Annotated in this window: 9 protein-coding genes; 7 read left to right on the plus strand and 2 right to left on the minus strand. The window is 62.2% G+C overall.

Annotated features, from left to right (window positions below):
• Positions 1-77: 77 nt before the first annotated feature.
• A complete protein-coding gene (locus tag AC72UB_RS03075; RefSeq protein ID WP_463290840.1) occupies positions 78-257 on the minus strand; it encodes a hypothetical protein in 180 nt (59 codons plus the stop codon).
• Positions 258-750: 493 nt separating this feature from the next.
• Here AC72UB_RS03075 and AC72UB_RS03080 point away from each other — a divergent pair, with 493 nt between their 5' ends.
• The gene (locus AC72UB_RS03080; protein WP_505188466.1) at positions 751-3039 is read left to right on the plus strand and encodes a right-handed parallel beta-helix repeat-containing protein; all 2289 of its coding nucleotides are present in this window, start codon (positions 751-753) and stop codon (positions 3037-3039) included.
• Positions 3040-3048: 9 nt separating this feature from the next.
• On the opposite strand, the gene AC72UB_RS03085 is transcribed toward AC72UB_RS03080, so the two are convergent.
• Positions 3049-3546, minus strand: a complete 498-nt coding sequence (locus tag AC72UB_RS03085; RefSeq protein WP_505188467.1) for a HugZ family pyridoxamine 5'-phosphate oxidase — start codon at positions 3544-3546, stop codon at positions 3049-3051.
• A gap of 145 nt (positions 3547-3691) precedes the next feature.
• Between AC72UB_RS03085 and AC72UB_RS03090 the strand changes: the two genes are divergently transcribed.
• From AC72UB_RS03090 to AC72UB_RS03115, 6 genes are all read left to right on the plus strand, one after another.
• Positions 3692-5356, plus strand: coding sequence for a SulP family inorganic anion transporter (locus AC72UB_RS03090; protein ID WP_505188468.1), 1665 nt, complete (start codon positions 3692-3694; stop codon positions 5354-5356).
• 359 nt (positions 5357-5715) lie between these two features.
• Positions 5716-7680: an acetate--CoA ligase gene (acs, locus tag AC72UB_RS03095; RefSeq protein ID WP_505188842.1), complete on the plus strand. Its 1965-nt coding sequence runs from the start codon at positions 5716-5718 to the stop codon at positions 7678-7680.
• Between the two features lie 7 nt (positions 7681-7687).
• Positions 7688-8359, plus strand: a complete 672-nt coding sequence (locus AC72UB_RS03100) for an adenylate kinase (RefSeq protein WP_505188469.1) — start codon at positions 7688-7690, stop codon at positions 8357-8359.
• A 70-nt stretch (positions 8360-8429) separates the two neighbouring features.
• The gene (locus AC72UB_RS03105) at positions 8430-8687 is read left to right on the plus strand and encodes a DUF4212 domain-containing protein (protein ID WP_505188470.1); all 258 of its coding nucleotides are present in this window, start codon (positions 8430-8432) and stop codon (positions 8685-8687) included.
• Positions 8688-8702: 15 nt separating this feature from the next.
• Positions 8703-10655: a sodium:solute symporter family protein gene (locus tag AC72UB_RS03110; RefSeq protein ID WP_505188471.1), complete on the plus strand. Its 1953-nt coding sequence runs from the start codon at positions 8703-8705 to the stop codon at positions 10653-10655.
• A gap of 58 nt (positions 10656-10713) precedes the next feature.
• The gene (locus tag AC72UB_RS03115; protein WP_505188472.1) at positions 10714-12537 is read left to right on the plus strand and encodes a putative nucleotidyltransferase substrate binding domain-containing protein; all 1824 of its coding nucleotides are present in this window, start codon (positions 10714-10716) and stop codon (positions 12535-12537) included.
• The last annotated feature ends 14 nt before the right edge of the window (positions 12538-12551 follow it).

Consider the following 12551-nt stretch of genomic DNA (forward strand, 5'->3'; position numbering starts at 1 on the left):
GCACCGGCGGTCTTTCGCGCAAAAGAAAAGAGCGGCAGGAAACCTGCCGCCCCGATCTTGGACCAATCCGGGAAGGATCAGTTCGATGCCACCGCAGCGGCGACGGCCACGAGCAGCAGAAGCGGCAGGATGATGCCGCCCGAGGACGACGTGCCAGCTTCGACAACAGCCGGCTCCATGACGGGTTCAACCATGCCGCCAGCGAAAGCGGTGGTGGCGGCAACCGACAAAGCGGCGGCGAGAGCGATCTTTTTCATAATGACCTCCAGATGAATGTTGGGCGTCTGTGAGACAGAGCAGAGGCGACGCCGTGTAGCCATGCAGACCTCTTGAGATGGAGTAAACCACTGCCCCAATTTTTTCACAATTGTCTTGTGTCAACCGCGAGAGCAGAAGGGCGGTGACGGCAAGCGCTTTCGTCAATTTGGCAACACTCGGGGGCTCGGGGGCGACGAGTTGGCGGGGAATTGGCCGTTTTAGGCGGGGCCCATGCGCCAGAAAAACGAATCGGCGCTGCACTTTGGCGTCAGATCCCGGTCACGCCGCCCCGGGGCTTTGATAACGCATTGGGCTGCCTTGGGTGAGGCGCAAGCGGCGTCGAGACCTGTCGTGCATGTCAACAGGGACCCGGCCCGCCCCAGCAGCGCGCGGTCGGGCTGCCGGGCATTAACCTTTCGCCCCTAGATCCTTGTGGCATCGGGTCGGCGTTTGGCCGGACCTGACCCCGCGCTTAGCTTCACGAGGTTTGGAATGAACAAGGCGATTACCCAAGGTCTGGTCTTGATGCCGCCGCCGTTTTCGGCGGGGTTGGGGTTGTGGTCGCGTGAGGATGGGCGGCCGGGGCAGGGCAGCTATGCGGGCCAGCCCAATGCCGGTTTTGTGCCGGCCGATCAGGATTTTGCGGGCTGTCTGGAGCTGCAAAAGACGGCCGCCACGCAAAAGCTGCGGTCGTTTCAGCAGATTCCGTTTCAGCCGGGGCTTTACTTGCGGGTCACTGCGCGGGTGAAGGCGATCAGCGGGCCGTTGCCCAGCGTGCGGATTGCCGCTTGGGCCGGGAACAGCGCGGGCAACAACGTGGGCGCGGCGGATCAGGTTGGCCCGGATGTGGCGCTGACGGGCTATGGGCAGGTGGTGACGGTGAGTGCCATCATCGCCTCGGGCAACCGGACGGGGGTGGATATGGTCTGGGGCACGGCGCCCGTTTACGGCCATATGGGGTTGGATCTGACCGGGCCGACGGGCGGGGTGGTGCGGATTGATGACATCGTGATTGAGGATGTCACGGCGATTTTCCATTCGGAAATGTTCGACTGGGTGGATGTGCGCGATTTTGGCGCGCTGGGCGATGGGGTGACCAATGATTGGGCCGCCTTTGAGGCCGCCGATGCGGCGGCGGCGGGCAAGACGGTGGTGGTGTCGCCGGGCAGTTATCGGTTGGCCACGCATTTCACCTTTGACAACCCGGTGAAGTTCGAAGGTACGCTGGTGATGCCCGAGGATCAGCGGCTGGCCTGCACGCGCAATTTCAACCTGGATACCTATGCGGCGGCTTTTGGTGGCGAGTTGGCGGGGTTTCGCAAGGCGTTGCAGGCGCTGTTCTATTTCACCGACCATGTGGCCTTGGACCTGTCGGGGCGGCGGGTGGAGTTGACCCAGCCGATTGATGTGGCCGCGCTTTCCGGGCTGACGAGTTTCGGCCAGCGCCGGGTGCTGACCCATGGGCTGTTGCAGGCGAGCCCCGGCAGCGCGTGGAACACCCAGACAGTGACGGCGGTGGCGACCTATAACCCGGCCAATCCGAAAACGCTGACCGGGGTGGCCAATATCGCCGCCATTCCAGTGGGCGCGCGGATTTCGGGCACCGGGGTGGGGCGCGAGATTTATGTGGCGTCAAAGAATGTGGCCGCCAGCACCATCGAATTGACCGATCCGATGTGGGGCGGGGCGGCGACGCGGACGTTCACCTTTCAGCGCTATCGCTACATGCTGGATTTCAGTGGCTTTGCCGAGCTGAGCCGGTTTGAGCTGTCGGATATCGAGTTCAACTGCGGCCAGACGGCGAGTGGCGTGATGTTGCCGGTGACGGGCAAGCTCTTTCGCATCACCGATTGCGTGTTTTCCTTTCCCAAGGATCGCGGCGTGACATCCATCAAGGAGGGGTGTCAGGGGATTGTCATTGAGAGCTGCCTCTTCAACGGCTGGGAGTTCTCCTTGACCGCGCAGAACCGCACCACGGTGGGATTCAACGTGAATGCCAATGACGCCAAGATCCGGAACAACCGCGCGGCTTATTTCGCGCATTTTGGGGTTCTGGCGGGGGGCAGCCATATCATTTTGGGCAATCACCTGTTTTCCGAGGATGAGGAGCCTTTGGGTCTGCGCCGGGCGGGGCTGTTGTTTTGCACGCGCAATGTGCGGGGCTTTGTGGTGGGCAATTACATCGACAATTGCTTTATCGAAGTGTCGAACGAGCGCGATCAGGTGTCCAGTTTCTCATCAGGCTTTACCTTTGGTGGGCTGGTGATCACCGGCAATTTGTTCCTGTGTTCCAACACAAGCCCGAGTTTCCGGTTTCTGGTGCTGGCCCCCAAGGGCAGCGGCCATTCGATTGCGGGTCTGTCGGTGACGGGCAATGTGTTTCGCAACGGGACCGGCGCGATTGACCGGGTGGAGATGGTGGACACCACCCATGCCACGCTGAACGCGGGGAATTATCGCAATCTGGTCTTTGCCAATAACACCTTCAACGGCATTACGCAGGCCACGGTCAGCCCCATTCTGGTGGAGCATACGCAAAACACCGCCGCCGAGACCTGGGTGGTGGATGCGGGCGATTACCTGCCCTTTGGGGCGCGGGCGCGCAATGTGGAGAGCCATGTGCTGGAAGGCCCGGTGCGCAATGCGGGGGGCACGGTGCAGTGGGTGCAGCCCTATGTCGAGGTGGAGCAAGGGGCGGGCGACCGCTTCGTGCATCTGCGCTGGCCCTCGGCGGTGCGCGGCAAGGCGTTGGTGACGGTGCGCTGTGATAACCCGCTGTAAGGGGCCGCTTTAAGCGCGCAGATCTTCTGGCGCGAGGCGAAAGGCCCGGCCAAAGCCGCCGTTCAGAAGCGCGCTTTCGGGCGTGAAGCGCACAAAGGCGAAATCGGCAAAGTCGATGTAAAGGGCTGCCTTCGGGTGGCCCTTGAGCCAATGGGCGCGAAAGGTGGGGCGGTCGGGCGCATCGGGGGCGACAAAGCGGGCGGTTGCGCGGATCATCAGGCGGGGGTGGGTGAGCGGGTCGCCCTTGGCGCCCACCTCGCCGACCATGAGCGAACAGCGCGGATCGGCTTGTAGTCCTGCGAAATGCGGGGCGAGGGACGAGATCAGCGTCATCGGCTGGCCCAAGGGGCAAAGGCCAAAGGCGATGCGGCTGATTGCGGGGGCGCCGGTGGGGTCAAGGTAAGCCACGGCGGCATGGGTGGCCGCCAAAAGCGCGCGGGCCTCGGCGCGGGCGGTGTCATCGGCGGGCTGCACCGGATCGGGGCGATTGGCGGCGGGGTTTGACATGCGGGGCCTCGGGGACGATTGATGGTCGTATATAAGGAGAAGCGAATATATTGACAGGCGCGGATCAGGGGCGTTTGGTAGCGGTATTTGATCGTGCCTGCCATGATTACTGGCATTTCGTCCTTTATATCAGGTTGCCGCGCGCATGGCCCTCATCCCAACACCTGCCCACAGCTCGTCTGAGTTTCTGCCCAAACTTGTGACCATTCTGCGCGAGGGCTATCGCCCCGCCGACTTGCGCGCCGATGCGCTGGCGGGTCTGACAGTGGCGATTGTGGCGCTGCCCTTGTCGATGGCGATTGCGATTGCGAGCGGGGTCAGCCCGGAGCGGGGGCTCTTCACCACGATCATCGGTGGGTTCATCGTGTCGCTCATGGGCGGGTCGCGGTTTCAGATCGGCGGGCCTGCGGGGGCGTTCATCGTGCTGGTCTCAGCCTGTGTGGCCGCGATCGGGGTTGAGGGGCTTTTGCTGGCCACGCTGATGTCGGGGGTGTTTCTGGCGGTGCTGGCGGCGTTGCGCGCGGGGTCTTATGTGCGGTTCATCCCCTATCCGGTGACGGTGGGGTTCACCGCCGGGATCGCGGTCATCATCTTTGCTAGCCAGATCAAGGATTTGCTGGGGCTGAGCCTGCCGGGGGCAGAGCCTGCGGAGATTGTGCAGAAGGTCGAGGTGCTTTGGGCCGCGCGGGGCAGTTTGAACCCGGCGGCGCTGCTGGTGGCGGCGGGGACGATTGCGCTGATCGTGGGGGTGAAGCGCTGGGCGCCACGGGCGCCGAACCTGCTCATTGCGGTGGCTTTGGCCTCGGTCGTGGTGGCGGTGATGGGTCTGCCGGTGGAGACGATTTACAGCCGCTTTGGCGATTTGCCGCGCAGCCCCCCGGCACCGGCCTTGCCCGATTTCGGGCTGGAGGCGGTGCAGGCCGCGCTGCCTTGGGCGCTGTCGTTCACGCTTTTGGGCGCGATTGAAAGCCTGTTGTCGGCGGTGGTGGCCGATGGGATGTCGGGGCTGCGGCATCGGCCCAATGCGGAACTGATGGCGCAAGGGGTGGCCAATGTGGTGACACCCTTGTTCGGCGGGTTTTGTGTGACCGGCACCATTGCGCGCACGGCCACGAACGTGCGGGCCGGGTCGCGCGGGCCGGTGTCGGGGATGCTGCATGCGCTGTTTGTGCTGGCCTTCATGCTGGTGGCGGCCCCCTTGGCGGGGTTCATCCCGCTGGCCGCTTTGGCCGGGGTTCTGGCTGTGGTGGCGTGGAACATGGCCGAGAAGGAGGAGCTGTGGCATCTGGCGCGCCATTCGCGGGCGGATGCGGTGGTCTTGCTGGCGACATTCGGGCTGGTGGTGTTCCGCGATCTGACCGAGGGCATCGTGGTGGGCTTTGCGCTGGCGGGGCTCGTGTTCATCAACCGCATGTCGGCGGGTACGACGATTGCGGAAAGCCGCCTGCCTTTGCCCGAGATCGACTTGGACCGGGATGGTGACACGGATGTGGTGGTCTATCACCTGAATGGCCCGTGGTTCTTTGGCGCGGCGGCGCGGCTGGGGTCGGTCTTGGATCAGGTGTCCGAACGGCCGCGGGCCTTGGTGGTGGATTTTGCCGCCGTGCCGCTGATTGACAGCTCGGGCGCCTATTCCTTTGCGCTTTTGGCGCGCAAGATGGCGCGCAAAGAGGGGCGGCTGGTGATTTCCGGTGCCAGCGCCGAAGTGCGGCGGGTTTTGCATCAGGCCGGGGTGCGGGGCGAACAGGTATTGTTCGTGCCTGATCTGGATGCGGTTCCGGCGGCGCTGGGCGCTGGGCAGACCCTTTGAGTCGAATCGTTTGCACGCAAGATCGTTGCGCAAGGAGGCCTTGCCGCCAAGGGCGCGCAGGTGCTTGCGCTATCATTGCAAGGCCGGTTTTCAAGATGGCCCCCTGCGACAAAATGACCTTGCGCCGCTTTCCGCCGATCATGGCGCGGTCAACTGTGTCATTTCTCAATCACTTTTCGTCACATTTACAAGATTGACTGTGAGGTCTGTCAACAAATTTACAGGAAAAGCCATATTGCAATTAGAGTTAGCACTTCTTTTACACTTCCGTTATGATCGCATTTACGGGGGAGTTCCGCGTTCTTGGCGCGGACCGTGTGGATGGCAAGGTCATGCTGTTCAAACTGGAGGAGGATCCAATGGCAGAAATCGGTCAGGCAACGGGTGTGTATTCGGCGTCGAAAGAGTTCATCGCAAAGGCACATGTGACCGCCGAGAGCTACGCCACGATGTATGCGGCCTCGGTCGCGGATCCTTCGGCATTCTGGGCCGAGCAAGGCAAGCGCATCGATTGGATCAAGGATTACACCAAGGTCAAGGACACCTGCTTTGACATCGGTAAGGTGTCGATCAAGTGGTATGAAGATGGCACGCTGAACGTGTCGGCCAATTGCATTGACCGTCACATGGTATCGCGCGCCAACCAGACCGCGATCATCTGGGAGCCGGACAGCCCGGCGACGCCCGCCCTGCACATCACCTATGCCCAGCTTTTGGAAAACACCTGCCGCATGGCCAATGTGCTGAAGGCGCATGGCGTAGAGCGCGGCGACCGCGTGGTGATCTATCTGCCGATGATCCCTGAGGCCGCCTATGCGATGCTGGCCTGTGCCCGGATCGGGGCCATTCATTCGATCGTGTTCGCGGGCTTTTCGCCCGACGCTTTGGCAAACCGGATCAATGACTCGGAAGCCAAGCTGGTGATCACGGCCGATTTCGCCCCGCGTGGCGGCAAGAAAACCGCGCTGAAGGCCAACACCGATCAGGCGCTGATGAACTGCGATGACCGGGTGAAGTGCCTTGTGGTCAAGCACACCGGCGACCAGACCTCGTGGGTCGATGGCCGCGATATCGATGCCAAGGCTGAGATGGCCGTGGCCAAGCCCTATTGCCCCTATGTGGAGGTGGGCGCGGAAGATCCGCTGTTCATCCTGTACACCTCGGGGTCGACCGGCAAGCCGAAGGGGGTTGTTCACACCTCGGGCGGCTATCTGGTTTATGCGTCGATGACGCATCAGATGACCTTTGATTACCAAGAGGGCGATGTGTTTTGGTGCACCGCCGATGTGGGTTGGGTCACTGGGCACAGCTATATCATCTATGGCCCGCTTGCGAATGGCGCGACCACGATCATGTTTGAAGGCGTGCCGACCTATCCGGATGCGGGCCGCTTCTGGGAAGTTTGCGCCAAGCACAAGGTCAACCAGTTCTACACCGCGCCGACCGCGATCCGCAGCCTGATGGGCATGGGGCCGGAGTGGGTGAACAAGCACGACCTGTCCAGCCTGAAGCTTTTGGGTTCGGTCGGTGAGCCGATCAACCCGGAGGCGTGGAACTGGTACAACACCCATGTCGGCAAAGGGAAATGCCCGATCGTCGACACCTTCTGGCAGACCGAAACCGGTGGCCATCTGATCACCCCCTTGCCGGGTGCCATCCCGCAAAAGCCCGGTTCGGCCACCAAGCCCTTCTTTGGCGTTGTGCCGGTGGTTCTGGATCCTGCGACCGCTGCGGTGCAGGACGCGACCGAGACCGATGGCGTTCTGTGCATCGCCGACAGCTGGCCGGGCCAGATGCGCACGCTTTGGGGCGATCATGCGCGGTTCGAAGAGGCCTATTTCAGCCAGTATAAGGGCTATTACTTCACCGGGGACGGCTGCCGCCGCGATGCGGATGGCTATTACTGGATCACCGGGCGCGTTGATGACGTGATCAACGTCTCGGGTCACCGCATGGGCACGGCTGAAGTCGAATCCGCACTGGTCGCGCATCCCAAGGTCGCGGAAAGCGCCGTTGTGAGCTATCCGCATGACATCAAGGGCCAGGGCATCTATGCCTATGTCACCTTGATGAACGGCGAAGAGCCGTCCGAGGCGCTGCGCAAAGAGCTGGAAGCTTGGGTACGGACCGAGATTGGCCCGATTGCCAAGCCGGACCTTATTCAGTGGGCCCCCGGCCTGCCGAAAACCCGGTCGGGCAAAATCATGCGCCGCATCTTGCGCAAGATCGCCGAGAATGATTACGGCAGCTTGGGTGACACCTCGACGCTGGCCGATCCTTCGGTGGTGGACGATCTGATCGCCAACCGCATGAACCGGAGCTGAGCCGCGCATGGCCAACAACGCACCCGTCCTGATCCTGCTTGGCCCCCCTGGGGCCGGCAAAGGCACGCAGGCGCGCATGCTGGAAGAGGACTATGGCCTTGTGCAGCTGTCGACCGGCGACATGCTGCGCGCGGCTGTGGCTGCAGGGTCGGACGCGGGCAAGCGGGCGAAGGCGGTGATGGAGGCGGGTCAGCTTGTCAGCGATGACATCGTGCTGGCCATCCTGCGCGACCGCATGGGCCAGCCTGATGTGGCCAAGGGCATCATCCTGGACGGCTTTCCCCGCACCGACGGGCAGGCGGCCGCGCTTGACGGGCTGTTGGCCGGCAGTAGCCAGCGCGTCACTGCCGCGATCAGCCTTGAGGTCGATGACGAGGCCATGGTGGGCCGCGTCTCGGGCCGCTACACCTGCGCCAAATGCGGCGAAGGCTATCATGACCAATTCAAACTGCCCGCGAAAGCGGGGGTTTGTGACAAATGCGGCGGCACCGACATGAAGCGTCGGGCCGACGACAATGCCGAAACTGTGCGTGAGCGGCTGAAAGCCTATCACGCGCAGACGGCTCCGCTGATTGCCTATTACGCGGGCAAGGGCGTCTTGCAGAAGATCGATGCGATGGGTCCCATCGCCGATATTCGCAGGGCGCTTGGGTCCATTGTCGGGCAAGTGGCGGCTTAAGAAAAGGCCTGTTGCCCCGGATCCCCCGGGGCTGCAGTGCAGGTAAGAAACCAACCAGGGAGAGACACTCATGGCGGACAAGTCATCTGCCGGCGCTTACTGGGCAGCGAATATTCGGGTCATCGTTGTTTCGATGGTGATCTGGTTCGCATGCTCGTTCGGGCTGGGCATCCTGCTTCGTCCTGCGCTGTCCGGAATCCACGTCGGCGGCGCCGATATCGGGTTCTGGTTCGCTCAGAACGGATCAATCTATGTGTTCCTAATCCTCATCTTCGTCTACGCGAAGGTGATGAACGGGATCGACCGCGCCCACGGCGTGGAAGAATAAAGGGAACCGGGACTGATGGATCAGTTTACACTCAACCTTCTCGTCGTCGGTGCGTCCTTCGCGCTTTACTTCGGTATCGCGTTCTGGGCTCGCGCCGGATCGACGGCTGAATTCTATGCCGCAGGCCAGGGCGTTGGCCCTGTGGTCAACGGCATGGCGACTGCAGCTGACTGGATGTCGGCAGCGTCCTTTATCTCGATGGCGGGTCTGATCGCCTTCGGGGGCTATAACAACTCGGTCTTCCTGATGGGCTGGACCGGCGGCTATGTGCTGCTTGCGCTGCTGCTTGCCCCTTATCTGCGCAAGTTCGGCAAGTTCACTGTGCCGGAATTCGTGGGCGACCGCTTCTACTCGACCTCGGCCCGTATGGTTGCCGTGGTTTGCCTTCTCGTCATCTCGATCACCTATGTTATCGGGCAGATGGTGGGCGTGGGCGTGACCTTTGCACGCTTCTTGGAAGTGTCGACCACGACCGGTCTGTTGATCGGTTCGGCTGTCGTGTTCGCCTATGCCGTGTTCGGCGGTATGAAGGGCATCACCTACACGCAGGTGGCGCAGTACATCGTGCTGATCATCGCCTACACCATTCCGGCAATCTTTATCTCGCTGAACCTGACCGGGCATTTCCTGCCGCAGCTGGGCTTCATCGGGGGCTATGCGCCGACCGGTGGCGATGTCTACTTCCTGGACAAGCTTGACCAGGTTGTGACGGATCTGGGCTTTACCGCTTACTCGGCTGACACGACGAACATGTTCAACATGTTCCTCATCACCATGTCGCTTATGATCGGTACGGCTGGTTTGCCGCACGTCATCATCCGCTTCTTCACCGTGCCGAAAGTGGCTGACGCGCGTTCGTCGGCTGGTTGGGCTCTGGTGTTCATCGCACTGCTGTACACCGTGGCTCCGGCCGTGGGTTCGATGGCGCGTCTGAACATCACCACCAGCTTCTGGCCGGGCGCCATTGCAGGCGAAACCTTCTCGAAGCCCGCGCTTTCGATCGCTGAGATCGACAGCAACCCGGATCTGGCTTGGATCCGGAACTGGGAAAAGACTGGCCTTCTGGCATTTGCCGACAAGAACGGCGATGGCCTGATCCAGTACTTCAACGAGAAGAAGCCGGTTGCTGATGCCAACAAGGCACTGGCGGCTGCGAACAAGGCCTTGGCCGATGCTGCCGCCGATGCTGACAAGGCACCGCTGGAAGCCGCGATTGTCGAGGCTCAGGCTGCAGTTGACGCTGCTTTGGCCGATCCGGCCAACGGCATTGGCGGCAAGTCGCTGGCCGAACAGGGTCTGGTTGGTAACGAACTGACCACCGTGAACAACGACATCATGGTTCTTGCGAACCCTGAAATCGCTGCTCTGCCCGGTTGGGTTGTGGCTTTGGTGGCTGCCGGTGCTTTGGCTGCTGCTTTGTCGACCGCTGCGGGTCTTCTGTTGGCGATCTCTTCCGCCATCAGCCACGACCTGATCAAGGGTGCCTTGAACCCGAATATCAGCGAAAAGGGCGAACTTCTGGCCGCGCGTATCTCGATGGCTTTCGCCATTGTGCTCGCGACCTGGCTTGGTCTTGACCCGCCCGGCTTTGCCGCGCAGGTGGTGGCCTTGGCTTTCGGTCTGGCCGCTGCGACGATCTTCCCGGTTCTGATGATGGGGATCTTCTCGACCTTCGTCACCAAAGAAGGGGCGATTGCAGGGATGTTGGTCGGTCTGGTTGCGACCTCGGTCTACATCTTCATGTACCTGGGCTGGTTCTTTGTACCAGGCACCAACTGGCTTCCGAACACGCCTGATGCCCACTGGTTCGGCATCTCGCCGGCAGCGTTCGGTCCGATCGGCGCCCTTCTGAACTTCGCCACGGCCTATATCGTGTCGTCGATGACCAAAGCTCCGCCGCAGGACGTGCAGGACCTGATCCAGTCGATCCGTGTGCCCAAGGGCGCCGGCAAGGCTCAGGCGCACTAAGCCTCTCGCGCCTCCGGGGACTTCTCCCCGGGGGCGCACCTCCGCAAGGACCCCAACGATGAGTGACGACGCCACCTCTATCATCGGCTTCCTAGAAACGGTCCACCCCTACGACAGTCTGCCGCAGGACGAGTTGGTGCGAGTCGCCACTTCCTTCCGCCGCAGAGATTTGGCCGCCGAACAGGTGATCTACACCGCAGGCGATCCGATGGAAGGTCTGTTCCTTGTGATGCAAGGCGCGGTTGAGGTGATGGACCCTTCGGGGGTTCTCGTCTCAATCCTTGGGCCGCGCAATGCCTTGGGCGAACGCGGGTTGATGCGTGATGGGGTCGCGGTGACCACCGCGCGCACCACCGATGCCAGCACCGTCTTGATGCTGCCGGGGGTGGAGTTTCGCCGCCTGATCGCCAGCTATCCGGCCTTTGAGCGGTTCTTTCACCGCGGTCGCAGCCAAGAAACCCGCGAGGCCGATATCTCGACCCGCAAGGTGGGTGATCTGATTTCGCGCCCGCCCGTGGCGGTGACGCCGGAGACTACGATCCGCGCCGCGGCCCAGATCATGCGCGACGCCCATATCTCCTGCCTTGCCGTGGCCACCGATGGCCAGTTGCAGGGCATCGTCACGGCCCGTGATTTCACCAACAAGGTTCTGGCCGAAGGGATTGATCCGGCAAGCCCCGTCAGCGCCGTCATGGCGCATGATCCTTTGGTGCTGACGCCGGACAGTCTGGGGTCGGACATTTTGCACACCATGCTGGAGCACCGCATCGGCCATTTGCCGGTGGTGGAGGGCGGCAAGCTCGTTGGGATGATCACCCAGACCGACCTGACGCGGTTTCAGGCGGTGTCCTCGGCGCTTTTGGTGCGCGATGCGGCCACCGCCCAGACGGTTGAAGAGTTGGCCGCCGCCACGGCGCGCATTCCGCGGCTGTTGGTGCAACTGGTCGGCGGCAATCATGCCCATGATGTGGTCACCCGGCTGATCACCGATGTGGCCGATACGGTCACCCGGCGGCTGTTGTCCTTTGCTGAAGCCAAGCTTGGCCCCGCGCCGGTGCCTTACCTGTGGGCCGCCTGCGGCAGTCAAGGACGGCAGGAACAGACGGGCGTGTCGGATCAGGACAATTGCCTGATCATTGATGATACCGCGACCGATGCCGATATGGCCTATTTCGCCGAACTGGCGCGGCTGGTGTCGGACGGGTTGCATGCCTGCGGCTATGTCTATTGCCCCGGCGACATGATGGCGACCAATCCGCAATGGTGCCAGCGCCAGTTGGTCTGGCGGGGGTATTTCGACAAATGGATCAATACGCCCGATCCGACGGCGCAAATGCTGGCGAGCGTGATGTTCGACCTGCGCCCCATCGGCGGCAAGGCGAGCCTGTTCACCGATCTGCAGGCTGACACGCTGGAGATGGCTGCGAAAAACTCGATCTTCGTGGCCCATATGATTGGCAACAGCCTAAAGCACACCCCGCCTTTGGGCCTCTTGCGCGGCTTTGCCACTATCCGGTCGGGTGAGCACAAGAACACCATTGATCTCAAGCACAATGGCGTGGTGCCGGTGACCGATCTGGGGCGGGTTTACGCGCTGATCGGCCAGTTGCCGGTGGTGAACACCCGGGCGCGGCTGGAGGCGGCGGCGGAGGCAGGGGTGATCTCATCCTCGGGCGCGCGCGACTTGCTGGAGGCGTATGATCTGATCGCCGAAACCCGGCTTCAGCATCAACTGCGCCGGGTCAAGGCGGGGCATAAGCCGGACAATTTCATAGCGCCTTCGGATCTGTCGGATTTCGAACGCAGCCACCTGCGCGACGCCTTTGTCGTCGTGCGCACCATGCAATCCGCCATCGGGTCCGCCCGTGGCGCAAGAAGTTAGGGACTGACGAAACC

It is taken from the genome of Allotabrizicola aquatica (SeqCode) (genome assembly GCF_965194375.1).
Taxonomy (GTDB): Bacteria; Pseudomonadota; Alphaproteobacteria; order Rhodobacterales; family Rhodobacteraceae; genus Tabrizicola_A; species Tabrizicola_A aquatica.